Below are 16,211 nucleotides of genomic sequence, written 5' to 3' on the forward strand. Positions count from 1 at the left end.
TTTATGTTGCGTTGGTTGACTGCCGGTGAATCCCATGGCCCGGCACTGGTCGGAATTATCGAAGGCGTGCCCGCCGGTGTGGAACTCACCAGCGCCCAGATCGCTGATTCGCTGGCCCGCCGCCGGCTCGGCTACGGCCGCGGCGCGCGGATGAAGTTTGAGCAGGATGTGGTCACGATCCTCGGCGGCGTCCGCCACGGCATCACCCAGGGCGGCCCCGTCGCCATCCAGGTCGGCAACACCGAATGGCCCAAGTGGGAACAGATCATGTCTGCCGACCCCGTTGACCCGGAGATCCTCGCCGACCAGGCCCGCAACGCCCCGCTGACCCGCCCCCGGCCCGGCCACGCAGACTTCACCGGCATGCAGAAATATGGCTTCGACGAAGCGCGTCCGGTGCTGGAGCGCGCCAGCGCCCGCGAAACGGCCACCCGCGTGGCCCTGGGCACCGTCGCCTCCGCGTTCCTCAGGCAGCTCGGCATCGAACTCGTCTCCCACACCGTCTCCATTGCCAGCACCTCGGTCCCGGAAGGCCGGCCGCTGCCGGTCCCGGACAACGTCCTGGCCCTCGACGCCGACCCGCTGCGCTGCTTCGACCGCGAAACCTCCGACGCCATGGTCGCCGAGGTCGACGTCGCGCACAAGGAAGGCGAAACCCTCGGCGGTGTCGTTGAGGTCCTCGCCTACGGACTCCCGCCGGGACTGGGCAGCTACGTCCACTGGGACCGCCGCCTCGATTCGCGGCTGGCGGCCGCCCTGATGGGCATCCAGGCCATCAAGGGCGTCGAGGTCGGCGACGGCTTCCTCACCGCTTCCCGCCGCGGCTCGGCCGCCCACGACGAGATCGTCAAGGACGCCGACGGCCGGATCATCCGCACGTCCAACCGCGCCGGCGGCATCGAAGGCGGCATGAGCATCGGCGACGTGCTCCGCGTCCGCGCGGCGATGAAGCCCATCGCCACCGTGCCGCGCGCCCTCAGGACCGTCGACGTTAGCACCGGCGAGGCCGCCAAAGCCCACCACCAGCGTTCCGACGTCTGTGCGGTCCCCGCGGCCGGGGTCGTCGCCGAGGCCATGGTGGCGCTGGTGCTGGCCGAGGCGGTAACGGAAAAGTTCGGCGGCGATTCCGTGCAGGAAACCGCCCGCAACATCAAGGGCTATCTGGACAACATTCCGGCGTCCCTGGACTCGATCGGCCACTAGTGCCCGCCGAAAAGCCGGCAGTCCCGGCCCCGTCGGCCGCCCGGCCCATTGCCTTGATCGGGCCGATGGCCGTCGGAAAATCGGCCATCGGACACCAGCTGGCCCAGCAGCTGGGAGCCGCGTTCGTGGACACCGACGTCGTGGTGGTGGCCAGCCACGGATCCATCGCGGAAATCTTCGCCAGCCGTGGTGAGCATGCCTTCCGTGAGCTTGAAGCCAGGGCTGTCGCCCGCGCCATCGAGGACGCGCGGGGCAGCACCACGGTAATCTCACTGGGCGGCGGCGCCGTGCTGGACTCCGGCACCCAGCAGCTGCTGGAGCACTGCATCGTGGTCTACCTCGAATGCGATGCGGATACCGTGGCGGAACGCATCTGTAGGAATTCCGGCCGACCGCTGCTGGCCGGAGACGCCATGGAACGATGGAAGACGCTGTTCGCCACCCGGCGGCCGGTCTACGAGCGGCTGGCCGACCTGGTCATCGATGTGCGGAACGGATCCGTTCCGGACATCGCACACCGGCTTGAAGATGCGCTGCGCGGGTATGAGGCCGCGGGAACCGCGGCCATATCCGCGCCAGCGGCGATAAAGGAAGTTGAAAAGTGATCACCGAATCAACCGTCATCAAGGTCACCGGGCAGACGCCCGGGGAAAACTACGACGTCGTTGTGGGCCGCGGCCTGCTGGCCAGCCTGCCCGGGCTGCTGGGGGAGCGGGTCAAGCGTGTCCTGGTCATCCACCCGCGGGCACTGCGCCTCACCGGCGACACCGTCAGGGAAGAACTCGCTTCGGCTGGCTTCACGGCGCTGACCGCCGAGATCCCCGACGCCGAAGAAGGAAAGCACATCGAGGTGGCCTCCTTCTGCTGGCAGGTGCTGGGCCAGAATGACTTCACCCGCTCGGACGCCGTCGTCGCCGTCGGCGGCGGAGCCGTGACCGACCTGGCCGGGTTCGTGGCAGCGACCTGGCTGCGCGGCGTCAAGGTCATCCACATGCCCACCAGCCTGCTCGGTATGGTGGACGCCTCCGTGGGCGGCAAGACCGGCATCAACACCGCGGAAGGCAAGAACCTCGTCGGGGCCTTCCACCCGCCGGCCGGTGTCCTGGTGGACCTCGACACACTGGACACGCTGCCCAAGAACGAGATGATCTCCGGCATGGCCGAGGTCATCAAGTGCGGCTTCATCGCAGACCCGGCCATCCTCGAGTTGATCGAAAAGGATCCGGCCGCCGTCTCCGACCCCCGCTCCGACGCCGTACGGGAACTTATCGAACGCTCCATCACGGTGAAAGCCAGGGTCGTGTCCGAAGACCTCAAGGAAACCGGCCAGCGCGAAATCCTCAACTATGGCCACACCCTGGGCCACGCGATCGAACTGGCCGAGCGCTACTCCTGGCGCCATGGCGCCGCCGTCTCTGTCGGCATGATGTTCGCCGCTGAGCTGGCCCGCAGCGTCGGGCGGCTCAGCGACGCCGACGCCGACCGGCACCGCAGCATCCTGGAAAGCCTCGGGCTTCCCATCACCTACCGGCGGGACCGCTGGCAGGCGCTGCTCGACGGCATGCGGCGGGACAAAAAATCCCGCGGCGACCTGCTGCGCTTCGTGGTGCTCGACGGCGTGGGCCGCCCCGGCATCCTCGACGTCCCGGACACTTCGCTGCTGTTCGCCGCGTACCAGGAGATCGCCTCCTGATGCCTTTCCTCACAGGCGGCACCAGCGATTGGCCGGATGGCGGGTTTCCCGGGATCAAGATCAACCCGGACAGCCTCGTGCCGCAAATCGTCAACGAGGACGCCGTCGCGGGGGCGCTGGCGGCCTCGACCGACCCCGGTGATCTGATCTTCGTGCGCCTCGTCGAAGGGCACGCCTCCGAGGCTGCCGATCTGCTCGCCGACGCCCGGTACAGGGACCCCTCCTCGCTTCGCCTGCAGATTTTCGAAGCGGACCTATTGCGGGTCTCCAACCGGCTGGACCGTGCGGTTGAGCTGTTCCGCCAACTGCTGGCGGAGACGCATGGCACGCCGGACGAGGCCGTTATTCGCCAGCACCTCGGCCGGTCCTACTTCGTCAGCGGCAACATTGCCGCCGCCGTCGAATGCTACGCCAAGGCGCTTGATCTCCGGGTTGCCGGCTCCGCCGACGCGGCCCTGATCTATTCCTCCACCGTGGCGCTGCAGCGCGCCCGGGACGTGCTGGATCGCGCCTCCTGACGAGGGCGGCCACGGCCTTGGCGGAGGCCCGGCAACGGCACGTCCGGCAGCGGACCCGCAAAGCCGGTAGAATGGTTCTTGGATTTTTGATAAATACGCGCTGGCGGCCATTCGGCATGCTCGCCTGGCATAACCGGCTGGCAGCCAGAAGCAGCTAGAAAACGAGACCAGAGGATACAGTGGCAACCACTAACGACATCAAGAACGGTACCGTCCTTAAGCTTGAGGGCCAGCTCTGGAACATCATTGAGTTCCAGCACGTCAAGCCCGGCAAGGGTGGCGCGTTCGTGCGCACCAAGATGCGCAACGTGATGTCCGGCAAGGTCGTCGACAAGACCTTCAACGCCGGACTCAAGATCGAGACCGCCACGGTTGACCGCCGCGACTACCAGTACCTGTACCAGGACGGCGCGGACTTCGTGTTCATGGACACGACCGACTTCGACCAGCTCACCGTGTCAGGCGCAACCGTCGGTGACGCCACAAACTTCATGCTCGAGAACCAGATGGTCAACATCGCCATCCACGAGGGGAACCCGCTCTACATCGAGCTGCCCCCGAGCGTTGTGCTCGAGATTACCTACACGGAGCCGGGCCTGCAGGGCGACCGCTCCTCGGCCGGCACCAAGCCCGCCACGCTCGAAACCGGCTACGAGATCCAGGTGCCGCTGTTCGTCGAGAACAACACCAAGGTCAAGGTCGACACCCGCGACGGCAGCTACCTCGGGCGGGTCAACGACTAGTGAGTGCCCGCGGTAAGGCCCGTAACCGGGCCCTTGATGTTCTCTTCGAGGCGGAACAGCGTTCCGTCTCGGCATTCGATGTGCTGAAGTCCCGCCGGGAGCAGACGGACCAGATCGTCAACCCGTATACCCTCGAAATCGTTGAGGGCGTCGTCTCCCACCAGGTGGCGATCGACGAATTCCTGGAAACGTATTCGCAGGGCTGGACGCTGGAGCGGATGCCCTCAGTGGACCGCATCATCCTGCGGATCGGCACCTGGGAGTTGCTCTACAACGACGACGTCCCCGACGGCGTTGCCGTGAGCGAGGCCGTGGCACTGGCCAAGACCCTCTCCACGGACGAGTCGCCGTCATTCATCAACGGCCTGCTGGGCCGGTTGCAGCAGCTGAAGCCTTCGCTGCTCGCCTGACCCGCCACGCTCCACCAAGAACCCCGCCCGGGTCATCCTGGGCGGGGTTCTTGCTGTCACCGTTCAGGGCTTTCACGGCGCCAAAGAGCCGGATATCGTGGCCGGGTGGACACTGACGCCGTGCTCGAGGCAACGCTCCGGACCCGGCTGGGACCCAGGCATCCGAGGTTCGCCGCGGCCGCCATCGCCGGTGGAAAGACAACCCTGGCGATCAGCGGAGTCGCCCAGGACTCCGATTTCGAGATCGGCTCGATCTCGAAGGGGATCACCGGGCTGCTTTACGCGGACGCCTGCCGGCGGGGCGAAATATCGCCGGCCACCCCGCTCGGGGAGCTGCTCCCGCTGGGTGACTGCGAGGCAGCCGGCGCCAGCCTGGGCGCCCTGAGTCGGCATGCCTCGGGACTGCCGCGGCTTCCGCCGGGAACGCCCGGCTCCGCGTCCCCGCTGCGGCGGACGGCGTCACTCTTCCTGCACGGGCAGAACCCGTACGGCGAGAGCCTCGCGGAACTGCTCGCACAGGCCCGCGCGGTCCGGCTGCAGGCACCGCGGCCGCGGTATTCCAACCTCGGGTTCGAACTCCTCGGCCACGCGGTCGCGGCCGGTGCCGGGATGAGCTACCGGGAGCTCGTCGCGGCACGACTTAGTGAGCCGCTGGGTCTCGCCTCGCTCTACATGCCCGCCACGCCGGGCGAACTGGGCCCGGGCGCCCTCATCGGGAGCAGCCGCTCCGGCCGACCCAAACAGCCCTGGACGGGGGAAGCCCTGGCCCCTGCCGGCGGCATCCGGGCATCCCTCAGCGACATGGCCAGGCTCGCCCAGGTTCTCCTGGACGGCACGGCCCCGGGCGCGGCCGCCCTTGACCCGGTGGCCGGCTTCGTCGGCCCGGCGGCCCGGATCGGCGCCGCGTGGATCACCCTGGAAGTAAAGGGCCGGCACATCACGTGGCACAACGGCGCGACTGGCGGGTTCCGTAGCTGGATCGGTCTGGACCGGGACGCCGGAACCGGCGTCGTTGTGCTGTCGGCTTCCACCGGCCCGGTGGACCGCCACGGGTTCTCGCTACTGCAGGAACTCACAGCCCGGCGCTAACGGCGCAGAACAGCATCCCGCAGCGCGGCGATCCCGGCGAGCTGGTGCTGCTCATCGAGCTGGTGCACCGGCACGTCCCGGCCGCTGAGGATCCGTTGCCGGGTGAAGGCGAGCTGGGTGGCGGCCTGGAGCAAGGCCTTCATCTGCGGGCCCCGACCGATGGATCTGGCCCAGCGCTGAGCAGAACGACGGCCGTTGCCGGTGGCCAGCATTTCCACCTCGGCCGCAGTGAACCAGCCCGCCGCCGCATATTCCTTGAGCCTCTGCCGGGTGAGCCTTTGCTCCGCAACGCGCAGCAGCACAATGACGAGGACCGCGAGCAGGAAGATCGGCACCTGGACCAGGATGTACCGGGCCAGGAAGTCCTCGCCCATGCTGTTCCAGGCGCTGTGCAGCAGCATCGCCGGAACGAGTCCGACGGCGAACGCAAGCACGGACAGCCCGTTGTGCCAGCGGCGCGCGGCGAAGCCCATGATCAGGCCCGTGGTTCCGGTGAAAATGGCGTGGGCGAACGGCGACATGACGCCGCGCAGGAAAAACACCACCGCGAGGTCAGTGCCCGGGTCGCTGGACGCGGCGATCGCGCGGCCGAAGTAGAGGATGTTCTCGGTGAACGCGAAACCGGCCGCGATGGTGAACGCGAACACCACGCCGTCGACCGGGCCGTCGAAGTGTTTCCGGGCGAAGAGCAGCAGCAACAGCAGCCCCAGGGACTTGGCGAACTCCTCCACCACCGGCGCCTGGACCGTCACGGCGAACGTCGTGTAGTCCAGGCCCGAGGCCGGCCCGGCCACGAGCGAGAAATAGGGCTGGATCAGCATCGTCACCGCAATCGAGACCACGGCTCCCCAGACAAACGCGAACAGCAGCAGCGGCTTGGGCTCCGGCTCCCAGCGGTCGATGAAGCGCACCGTCAGCAGCACGGTCCCCAGCGGAATCAGCGAGGCGATGAAGCCGATGACAAAGCCGGAGATGCCGGTGCTGCCGAGCAGGAACGGCAGCACCAGGAACAGGCTGATGAACGCCAGGAACCCGCCGGCCAGCACCAGCCCCATCACGCCGGCGGAGCGGCGGCCGCCCCGGACCGGCGGCAGGGCGGGCGGGAGGCCCAGCTGAACCCGGCCACGGTCGGTCGCCGGTGCCTGCTGGTAGTACTCCGGCCGGATGTGCCCCAGCCAGGTCGGGTTGGCCTGCTGGGGAAGCGGCCGCTGGCCGCCAGGGGAGTAGCCGAGGTGGTCAGGACCCCGCCGAGGATCGTTCATCGTCATGCACCCGAGCCTATGTCCGTGTGAGCTTAAACGCATGCCGGCGGCGCCGGGGCGCCAACCCCGCTGTGGTAATTTGGAAACGCAAACAATCCTTTTTTAATTCCGTCCCGTGAGGCGGGGAAAGGGGAGACGAGCGTTGACTTCTGTTCCAGAAGCACCGGTTCCGGCCAAGGTTGTACTCACCCGAGTGGTACTCAACCAGGCGGATATCGACCGTGCACTCACTCGTATCGCCCACGAAATCCTTGAGTCCAACAAGGGCTCCCAGGACCTGGTCCTGCTGGGCATCCCGCGCCGGGGCTACCCCCTCGCCGTCCGGCTCGCCGCCAAGATTGCCGCCGCCGATCCCACCGTGGACCCCGCCGCGATCGTAGGCCAGCTGGACGTGACCATGTTCCGCGACGACCTCTCGCACCAGGGCATGCGCCCGCCGTACCCCACCCAGCTTCCCCGCACCGGCATCGACAACAAGGTTGTGGTGCTGATTGACGACGTCCTGTACTCCGGCCGGACCATCCGGGCCGCCCTCGACGCGATCATCGACCTCGGCCGCCCGCGCATCGTCCGCCTTGCGGTGCTGATCGACCGCGGCCACCGGGAACTTCCCATCCGCGCGGACCACGTCGGCAAGAACCTCCCCACCTCCTCCTCGGAGAAGGTCCGGGTCCGGCTGGCCGAAACAGACGCGGTCGACGGCGTTCCCGTCAACGAAGTGGTCATCGAGGCCACCGCGTGAGGCACCTGCTCTCCACCGAGGACCTGAGCCGGTCCGACGCCATCCGCATCCTCGACACCGCCGAGGAAATGGCGGCTGTGGGGGAGCGCGAGGTCAAGAAACTTCCCACCCTGCGCGGCCGCACCGTCGTCAACCTGTTCTTCGAGGACTCCACGCGCACCCGGATCTCCTTCGAGGCCGCCGCCAAGCGGCTCTCCGCCGACGTCATTAACTTCGCCGCCAAGGGATCCTCCGTCTCCAAGGGCGAATCCCTCAAGGACACGGCCCAGACGCTCTCCGCGATGGGGGCCGACGCCGTCGTCATCCGGCACTGGGCCTCCGGCGCCCCGCACCGGCTCGCCGCCACGGACTGGATCGACGCGGCCGTGATCAACGCCGGCGACGGCACCCACGAACACCCCACGCAGGCGCTGCTGGACGCCTTCACCATGCGCCGGCACTGGTCCAAACTGGCAGGCACCCCGTCCGCCGGCGCCGACCTCACCGGCATGCGGGTCGCGATCGCCGGGGACGTGCTGCATTCCCGGGTCGCCCGCTCCAACGTCTGGCTGCTGCGCACCCTCGGCGCCGGGGTCACCCTGGTCGCCCCGCCGACGCTGCTGCCGATCGGCGTCGAAAAGTGGCCGTGCAGCGTCAGCTACGACCTCGACGAGACCCTGGCCCGCGGCGTCGACGCGATGATGATGCTGCGCGTGCAGGGCGAACGGATGAACGCCTCCTTCTTCCCGACCACCCGCGAATACTCGCGCCGCTGGGGCTTCGACGACAACCGGCTCCGCGCCCTGGACAGCCTGGGCCTCAAGGACACCATCATCATGCACCCCGGGCCGATGAACCGCGGCCTGGAGATCTCCTCCGCCGCGGCCGACTCGCCCCGCTCCACGGTGCTGGCCCAGGTCCGCAACGGCGTGTCCATCCGCATGGCAGCCCTCTACCTGCTGCTCTCCGGAGACACCCGCGAGCCGGCACACCAGACGAACAACACCCATTCCACCCCCGCAGAGAACACCTCCGCCCACGTCACCAAGGAGAGCCACTAATGGCATCACAGCAACAGGATGCAGGCACCGGCGCCTACCTGATCCGCGGCGCCGCCATCCTCGGCGGAGCCCCTGAAGACCTCCTCATCCGCGACGGGATCATCGCCGCACGCGGACAGGACCTGCCGGCCGAGGGCGCGACCGTCATCGAGGCCGCCGGGCTCGTGGCCCTGCCCGGCATGGTGGACATCCACACCCACCTGCGCGAACCCGGCCGCGAAGACGCCGAAACGGTCGAGACCGGCACCCGCGCCGCGGCCCTGGGCGGCTACACGGCCGTGCACGCGATGGCGAACAGCACACCCGTGGCGGACACCGCCGGCGTTGTCGAGCAGGTCCTCACCCTCGGCCGCACCGCCGGCTGGGTCGACGTCCGCCCGGTGGGCGCGGTCACCGTCGGCCTCGCGGGGGAGCAGTTGGCCGAACTCGGCGCGATGGCCGACTCCCGCGCCCGCGTCCGGGTCTTCTCCGACGACGGGATCTGCGTCCACGATCCCGTCCTGATGCGCCGCGCGCTGGAATACGTCAAGGCGTTCGACGGCGTCGTGGCCCAGCATGCGCAGGAACCGCGGCTCACCGCCGGGGCACAGATGAACGAGGGCGAGGTCTCCGCCGTCCTCGGCCTCGCCGGCTGGCCCGCCGTCGCCGAGGAAAGCATCATCGCCCGCGACGTGCTGCTCGCCCAGCACGTGGGCTCCCGGCTGCACGTCTGCCACGTCTCGACGGCCGGATCCGTGGAGATCATCCGCTGGGCCAAGTCCCGCGGCGTCAACGTCACGGCCGAGGTCACCCCGCACCACCTCTGGCTCACGGACGAACTCGCCCGCAGCTACGACCCGGTCTACAAGGTCAACCCGCCGCTGCGCACCGACGCCGACGTCCAGGCCCTGCGCGCCGCGCTGGCCGACGGCACGATCGACGTCGTGGGCACCGACCACGCCCCGCACCCGAGCGAGCACAAGGAATGCGAATGGGCGCAGGCCGCCATGGGCATGACCGGGTTGGAAACCGCACTGTCCGTGGTGCAGCACACCATGATTGAAACCGGGCTGATGGGCTGGGCTGACTTCGCCCGGGTCACCTCCACCGCGCCCGCCTCGATCGGCCGGCTGGAGGACCAGGGCCGCCCGCTCGACGCCGGCGAACCCGCCAACGTCACACTCGTGGACCCGGCTGCGCGTTGGACCGTGGACCCTTCTAAGATGGCAACCATGGGCCGTAACTCTCCTTTTGCCGGCCGGGAACTTCCCGGCAAGGTGGTGGCGACGTTCTTCAAGGGCCACCCCACCGTCCTCGACGGCACACTCAACACCCCGTACCGGTGGCTCCCCGAGAACACGGAGCCCGGCACTGCGGCGGCAGGCAGCAACTGATGGTCAAGGAACTGTCGCTGGTCCTCACGCTGGTCCTGATCGGCGTCGCGCTAGGGCTGATCTGGCTCGGCTGGCGGAACCGGCTGCGCCGCCAGGCCGACGTCGACCCGCTGCCGGAGGTCCCGGCGGAACTGGGCGCGGCCGTGGCGGTCGCGGACGGCCAGTACGTGGCCTCCACCACCGCCGGCGACTGGCTGGACCGCATCGCCGTGCACAACCTGGGCATCCGCACCAACGCCGAACTCAGCGTCCACCCGCAGGGCGTGCTCTTCGACCGCTCCGGCGCCGGCCCGGTCTTCATCCCGGCCGCCAGCCTCACCGGGGTGCGGCAGGAAAGCGGCATGGCCGGGAAGTTCGTCGAAAAGGACGGACTGCTGGTGCTCAGCTGGATGCTCGGCAGCCGTGAACTGGATTCCGGATTCCGCACCCGGCACGCCGACGACAAAACCGCCCTCCTCAACGCCCTGCAAGATTTGATCCCCGCGGCCCCCCAGGCCGATGCCGATAGTGGAAAGTAACGACGTGACGGACTCCAACGCAGTGTCAGCAACAGCAGTGTCAGAAGAAACAGTGTCATCAACCGCAGCAGCATCCACCCCGGCAGCCCTCGTCCTCGAGGACGGCCGGATCTTCCGCGGGACCAGCTACGGCGCCACCGGAACCGCGCTCGGCGAGGCCGTCTTCGCGACCGGCATGACCGGCTACCAGGAGACCATCACAGACCCCTCCTACGCCCGCCAGCTGGTGGTCCAGACCGCCCCGCACATCGGCAACACCGGCGTGAACAAGGACGACGCCGAGTCCCGCCGGATCTGGGTGGCCGGCTACATCGTCCGCGACGCGGCCCGCCGGCCCTCCAACTGGCGCTCCGAACGATCCCTGGACGATGAACTGGTCGAGCAGGGGATCGTCGGGATCCAGGGCGTGGACACCCGCGCCATCACCCGTCACCTGCGCGAACACAAGACCATGCGCGCCGGGATCTTCTCCGGGGACGCCGTCCGCGCCACGGACAAGGAACTCGTGAACACCGTCCTGGCGAGTGCCCCGATGGAGGGCTCACGCCTGGCCGAGGAAGTCAGCGTGGACAAGGCCTACACCGTGGAGCCCAAGGACTGGGGCTGGGACGGCGAGCCGCGGTTCAGCATCGCCGCGATCGACCTCGGCATCAAGCGGATGACCCCGATCCGGTTCGCCGAGCGCGGCGTCCGGGTGCACGTGCTGCCGGCCACCGCCGCTCTGGCCGACGTCCAGGCGGTCAACCCCGACGGCTTCTTTATGTCCAACGGCCCGGGCGACCCCGCCACCGCCGACAACCAGGTCAAGCTGCTCCGCTCGGTCCTGGACGAGAAGATCCCGTACTTCGGCATCTGCTTCGGCAACCAGATCCTGGGCCGTGCCCTGGGCTTCGGCACCTACAAACTGCGCTACGGCCACCGCGGCATCAACCAGCCCGTGATGGACCGCCGCACCGGCAAGGTCGAGATCACCTCGCAGAACCACGGCTTCGCCGTCGACGCCCCGCTCGACGGCGCCACCCAGGCCCCCGAGGAGCGCTTCGGCCGCGTCGAGGTCAGCCACGTAAGCCTCAACGACGACGTCGTCGAAGGCCTGTCGTGCCTGGACATCCCCGCGTTCTCGGTGCAGTACCACCCCGAGGCCGCCTCCGGGCCGCACGACGCCGCCTACCTCTTCGACCGCTTCATCGCGCTGATGGCGGACACTGCTTCTTCAAAGACAAAGACTGCCACCGACTCCCAGACTGAGGACACGAAGTAATGCCCAAGAGAACTGACCTTAAGAGCGTCCTGGTCATCGGTTCCGGTCCGATCGTGATCGGCCAGGCCGCCGAATTCGACTACTCCGGCACCCAGGCTCTGCGCGTCCTCAAGGAGGAAGGCCTCCGCGTCATCCTCGTCAACTCCAACCCGGCCACCATCATGACCGACCCGGAGTTCGCCGACGCCACCTACATCGAGCCGATCACCCCCGAGGTGGTCGAGAAGATCATCGCCAAGGAACGCCCCGACGCGCTCCTGCCCACCCTGGGCGGCCAGACCGCGCTGAACACCGCCATCGCCCTGGACAAGAACGGCGTGCTGGAAAAGTACAACGTCGAGCTGATCGGCGCCAACATCGCCGCGATCGAACTCGGCGAGGACCGCGAGAAGTTCAAGGGCGTCGTGGAACGCTGCGGCGCCGAATCGGCCCGCAGCCACATCATCCACACCATCGACGAGGCCCTGGCCGCCGCCGAGGACCTCGGCTACCCGATGGTGGTCCGGCCCTCCTTCACCATGGGCGGCCTCGGCTCCGGCCTCGCCTACGACGAGAACGACCTCCGCCGGATCGTCGGCCAGGGGCTGCAGTACAGCCCGACGTCCGAGGTGCTGCTCGAAGAGAGCATCCTGGGCTGGAAGGAATACGAGCTCGAGATGATGCGCGACAAGAACGACAACGTCGTGGTCGTCTGCTCCATCGAGAACTTCGACCCGGTCGGCGTGCACACCGGCGACTCGATCACCGTTGCCCCGGCCCTGACCCTGACGGACCGCGAGTACCAGCGGCTGCGCGACATCTCGATCGCCGTCATCCGCGAAGTCGGCGTCGACACCGGCGGCTGCAACATCCAGTTCGCCGTCGAGCCCGACACCGGCCGCATCATCGTGATCGAGATGAACCCGCGCGTCTCCCGCTCCTCCGCCCTGGCCTCCAAGGCCACCGGCTTCGCGATCGCCAAGATCGCCACCAAGCTCTCCCTCGGCTACACCCTCGACGAGATCCCGAACGACATCACCCAGAAGACCCCGGCGTCGTTCGAGCCGACCCTGGACTACGTCGTCGTGAAGGTCCCGCGCTTCGCGTTCGAGAAGTTCCCGGCGGCGGACCCCACCCTGACCACCACCATGAAGTCGGTGGGCGAGGCCATGGCCATGGGCCGGAACTTCACCGAGGCCCTGCAGAAGGCGCTGCGCTCCCTGGAACAGAAGGGCTCCCAGCTGGACTTCAGCCACGTCCCGGAATGGGAAGTCGCGGACCTGATCGAGAAGTCCAAGCGGCCCACGACGGACCGCCTGCACCAGGTCCAGCGGGCCCTGCTCGGCGGCGCCACCGTGGAGCAGCTCTTCGAAGCCACGAAGATCGACCCCTGGTACCTGGACCAGCTCCAGCTGCTGAACGAGATCTCCGTCGAGATCCGCAAGGCCGCCGCCCTGACCCCCGAGATGCTGAAGCGCGCCAAGCGCCACGGCTTCTCCGACGAGCAGATCGGCGCCCTGACGCACAACTCCGAGGACGTCGTCCGCGGCGTCCGGCAGGCCCTGGGCATCCGCCCGGTGTACAAGACCGTGGATACCTGCGCCGCCGAATTCGCCGCGTACACCCCGTACCACTACTCCTCCTACGACGAGGAGGATGAGGTCGCGCTGCACGCCAAACCGTCCATCATCATTCTCGGGTCCGGCCCGAACCGGATCGGGCAGGGCATCGAATTCGACTACTCCTGCGTGCACGCCTCGATGGCGCTGCGCAAGGCCGGCTACGAGACCGTGATGGTCAACTGCAACCCCGAAACCGTCTCCACCGACTACGACGTCTCCACGCGGCTGTACTTCGAACCGCTCACCCTGGAGGACGTGCTCGAGGTCATCGCGGCCGAGGAACGCACCGGCGGCGTGATGGGCGTCTTCGTCCAGCTCGGCGGCCAGACCCCGCTCAAGCTCGCCCAGCAACTCGCCGACGCCGGCGTGCCGATCCTCGGCACCTCCCCGGAAGCGATCGACCTGGCCGAGCACCGCGGCGCCTTCTCCCGGGTGCTCGACAAGGCCGGGCTCATTTCGCCGAAGAACGGCACCGCCGTGTCCTTCGAGGACGCCAAGAAGATCGCCGACGAGATCGGCTACCCGGTCCTGGTCCGGCCGTCCTACGTGCTCGGCGGCCGCGGCATGGAGATCGTCTACGACGAGCCCAACCTCTCCCGCTACATCGCCAACGCCACCGAAATCACCCCGGACCACCCGGTGCTGATCGACCGCTTCCTCGAGGACGCCGTCGAAATCGACGTCGACGCCCTCTACGACGGCACCGAGATGTACCTCGGCGGCATCATGGAGCACATCGAGGAAGCCGGCATCCACTCCGGCGACTCGGCCTGCGTGCTGCCGCCCATCACGCTGGGAAACAACGTGCTGGAGCGGGTCCGGACCGCGACGCTGGCGATCGCCGAGGGCGTGGGCGTCCGCGGCCTGATCAACATCCAGTTCGCCCTGGCCTCCGACGTGCTCTACGTCCTGGAAGCCAACCCGCGGGCCTCCCGCACGGTGCCGTTCGTCTCCAAGGCGACCGGCGTGCAGATGGCGAAGGCGGCTGCCCTGATCGGCACCGGCGTCACCGTCAACCAGCTCCGCACGGCCTACAAGATGCTCCCGGAAACCGGCGACGGCTCTACCCTGCCGCTGGACGCCCCGGTCTCGGTCAAGGAAGCCGTGCTGCCGTTCAGCCGGTTCCGCACCCCGGAGGGCAAGGTAGTGGATTCGCTGCTCGGGCCGGAAATGCGGTCCACCGGCGAGGTCATGGGCATCGACAAGCACTTCGACACCGCCTTCGCCAAGAGCCAGGCCGCGGCCAACAACGCGCTGCCCACCGAGGGCAAGATCTTCGTCTCCGTGGCCAACCGGGACAAGCGCTCGGTCATCATGGGAGTCAAGCGGCTCTCTGACCTCGGCTTCGAGATCGTCTCCACCGGCGGCACCGCCGACGTGCTGCGCCGCAACGGCATCCAGGCCACCCCGGTCCGGAAGGTCGCCGAGGGCTCCAGCGCCGAGGGCGAGGGCACCATCGCCGACCTCGTCATCGCCGGGGAGATCGACATGGTCTTCAACACCCCCTCGGGCGGTGAGGCACGCAGCGACGGCTACGAGCTGCGCGCGGCAGCGACGTCGATCGGCATCCCCTGCATCACGACCGTCGCCGAGTTCAACGCAGCGGTCCAGGCCATCGAGGCGCTGCGCACCTACGAGTGGTCGGTCACGAGCCTGCAGGAGCACGCCGCCGGACTGGCGGCATCGCAAAAAGCAGCCTCGCACGAACGGGTCGCGCAGGAACGGGTCACGCAGAATGCCGGCTGACGGCCTGCCTAAGGGCGCGACCGCCGGCACGGCCGGCCGGGAGCCGTTCGGCTCCCGGCTGGGCCGGGCCATGGCGGACCGCGGCCCGTTGTGCGTCGGGATCGACCCGCACCCGGCGCTGCTGGGCAGCTGGGGACTGGACGACGACGTCGCAGGGCTGGAGCGGTTCTCGCTCACCGTCCTGGAGGCGGTGGCTTCGCTCGCTGCCGCGGTCAAGCCGCAGGTGGCATTGTACGAGCGGCACGGATCCAAGGGCATGGCCGTGCTGGAACGCACGCTCGCCGCGGCGGCGGACGCCTCGGTGCTGACCATCGCCGACGCCAAGCGCGGCGACATCGGCTCCACCATGGCCGCCTACGCCGATGCCTGGCTGCGGGACGGGTCCGCCCTGGCCGCCGACTCGGTCACGCTGAGCCCGTACCTGGGCTTCGAATCGCTCCGCCCGGCCCTGGACCTCGCGGCCCAGACCGGCCGCGGCGTCTTCGTCCTGGCGCTGACGTCCAACCCGGAGGGCGCGTCCGTCCAGCACGCCGGCGGTGCGGACTCCGTGGCCCGCCGGATCGTCCGGGCCGCAGCGGCGGAGAACCGGCGATACGCGGGGGAGATGGGCTCAACCGGCCTCGTCGTCGGCGCGACGGTCGGCTCCGCCCTCACGGACCTCGACCTGGACCTCGCCGCGGTGCGGGGCCCGATCCTGGCCCCGGGCCTCGGCGCACAGGGCGCCACGGCCGCGGATCTGCGCCGCACCTTCGGCAACGCCTACTCCCAGGTGCTCGGGACGTCCAGCCGTGACATCCTCGTCGCCGGTCCGCGGATCCAGGACCTGCGGGACGCCGCCCAGCGGACCCTCGAGGGGCTGCGCGCGGCGTAGGGTGCTCTCCACGCTTCAACCAACACACCTGTGACCCGACGGGCCGCGCCGCCGAACTTGTCCATTGATTTCTGCCTCGCCAAGACGGTAGGTTCAGGACAAGTCCGCGGCACCGGCCGGGGTGCTGTTCGGCCCGTCCGG

At 68.6% G+C, this 16,211-nt stretch carries 15 protein-coding genes; 14 read left to right on the forward strand and 1 reads right to left on the reverse strand.

Annotation, left to right across the window (positions count from 1 at the left end; translation table 11 throughout):
* Nucleotides 1-3: 3 nt before the first annotated feature.
* From aroC to ACZYZ5_RS04930, 7 genes are all read left to right on the forward strand, one after another.
* Nucleotides 4-1,203, forward strand: a complete 1,200-nt coding sequence (gene aroC, locus ACZYZ5_RS04900; protein WP_463899589.1) for a chorismate synthase — start codon at nucleotides 4-6, stop codon at nucleotides 1,201-1,203.
* Nucleotides 1,203-1,808, forward strand: a complete 606-nt coding sequence (locus ACZYZ5_RS04905; RefSeq protein ID WP_463899591.1) for a shikimate kinase — start codon at nucleotides 1,203-1,205, stop codon at nucleotides 1,806-1,808. The genes aroC and ACZYZ5_RS04905 overlap by 1 nt, the downstream gene beginning before the upstream one ends.
* On the forward strand, nucleotides 1,805-2,896 hold the full coding sequence (aroB, locus tag ACZYZ5_RS04910; RefSeq protein WP_463899593.1) for a 3-dehydroquinate synthase: 1,092 nt from the start codon (nucleotides 1,805-1,807) through the stop codon (nucleotides 2,894-2,896). Before ACZYZ5_RS04905 ends, aroB begins: the two co-directional genes overlap by 4 nt.
* Nucleotides 2,896-3,414 carry a tetratricopeptide repeat protein gene (locus ACZYZ5_RS04915; protein ID WP_463899595.1) on the forward strand — a complete coding sequence of 173 codons (519 nt, stop codon included), beginning with the start codon at nucleotides 2,896-2,898 and terminating at the stop codon, nucleotides 3,412-3,414. The genes aroB and ACZYZ5_RS04915 overlap by 1 nt, the downstream gene beginning before the upstream one ends.
* 179 nt (nucleotides 3,415-3,593) lie before the next feature.
* Nucleotides 3,594-4,157: an elongation factor P gene (gene efp, locus ACZYZ5_RS04920; RefSeq protein ID WP_427174956.1), complete on the forward strand. Its 564-nt coding sequence runs from the start codon at nucleotides 3,594-3,596 to the stop codon at nucleotides 4,155-4,157.
* Complete coding sequence (nusB, locus tag ACZYZ5_RS04925) at nucleotides 4,157-4,567, forward strand: transcription antitermination factor NusB (protein ID WP_253032691.1); 411 nt, start codon at nucleotides 4,157-4,159, stop codon at nucleotides 4,565-4,567. Before efp ends, nusB begins: the two co-directional genes overlap by 1 nt.
* Nucleotides 4,568-4,672: 105 nt before the next feature.
* Complete coding sequence (locus ACZYZ5_RS04930; protein WP_463899598.1) at nucleotides 4,673-5,656, forward strand: serine hydrolase domain-containing protein; 984 nt, start codon at nucleotides 4,673-4,675, stop codon at nucleotides 5,654-5,656.
* Here the strand turns inward: ACZYZ5_RS04930 and ACZYZ5_RS04935 are convergent.
* On the reverse strand, nucleotides 5,653-6,924 hold the full coding sequence (locus ACZYZ5_RS04935) for a PrsW family intramembrane metalloprotease (RefSeq protein WP_463899600.1): 1,272 nt from the start codon (nucleotides 6,922-6,924) through the stop codon (nucleotides 5,653-5,655). The two genes, ACZYZ5_RS04930 and ACZYZ5_RS04935, sit on opposite strands and share 4 nt — an antisense overlap.
* 136 nt (nucleotides 6,925-7,060) lie before the next feature.
* Between ACZYZ5_RS04935 and pyrR the strand changes: the two genes are divergently transcribed.
* The 7 genes from pyrR to pyrF are packed head-to-tail and all read left to right on the forward strand — an operon-like array spanning nucleotide 7,061 to nucleotide 16,070.
* Complete coding sequence (pyrR, locus tag ACZYZ5_RS04940; protein ID WP_463899601.1) at nucleotides 7,061-7,660, forward strand: bifunctional pyr operon transcriptional regulator/uracil phosphoribosyltransferase PyrR; 600 nt, start codon at nucleotides 7,061-7,063, stop codon at nucleotides 7,658-7,660.
* A complete protein-coding gene (locus ACZYZ5_RS04945; protein WP_463899603.1) occupies nucleotides 7,657-8,700 on the forward strand; it encodes an aspartate carbamoyltransferase catalytic subunit in 1,044 nt (347 codons plus the stop codon). Before pyrR ends, ACZYZ5_RS04945 begins: the two co-directional genes overlap by 4 nt.
* Entirely contained in the window at nucleotides 8,700-10,073 is a 1,374-nt protein-coding gene (locus ACZYZ5_RS04950; protein ID WP_463899606.1) for a dihydroorotase, read from the forward strand. The genes ACZYZ5_RS04945 and ACZYZ5_RS04950 overlap by 1 nt, the downstream gene beginning before the upstream one ends.
* Nucleotides 10,073-10,591, forward strand: a complete 519-nt coding sequence (locus ACZYZ5_RS04955; RefSeq protein WP_463899608.1) for a PH-like domain-containing protein — start codon at nucleotides 10,073-10,075, stop codon at nucleotides 10,589-10,591. Before ACZYZ5_RS04950 ends, ACZYZ5_RS04955 begins: the two co-directional genes overlap by 1 nt.
* Nucleotides 10,572-11,852, forward strand: coding sequence for a glutamine-hydrolyzing carbamoyl-phosphate synthase small subunit (gene carA / locus ACZYZ5_RS04960; protein WP_463899610.1), 1,281 nt, complete (start codon nucleotides 10,572-10,574; stop codon nucleotides 11,850-11,852). The genes ACZYZ5_RS04955 and carA overlap by 20 nt, the downstream gene beginning before the upstream one ends.
* Nucleotides 11,852-15,199 (forward strand): carbamoyl-phosphate synthase large subunit, encoded by a 3,348-nt coding sequence (gene carB, locus ACZYZ5_RS04965; protein WP_463899612.1) that lies wholly within the window; start codon nucleotides 11,852-11,854, stop codon nucleotides 15,197-15,199. Before carA ends, carB begins: the two co-directional genes overlap by 1 nt.
* The gene (pyrF, locus tag ACZYZ5_RS04970; RefSeq protein WP_463899614.1) at nucleotides 15,189-16,070 is read left to right on the forward strand and encodes an orotidine-5'-phosphate decarboxylase; all 882 of its coding nucleotides are present in this window, start codon (nucleotides 15,189-15,191) and stop codon (nucleotides 16,068-16,070) included. Before carB ends, pyrF begins: the two co-directional genes overlap by 11 nt.
* Nucleotides 16,071-16,211 lie beyond the last annotated feature (141 nt).

It is taken from the genome of Pseudarthrobacter ribosi (assembly GCF_055412865.1).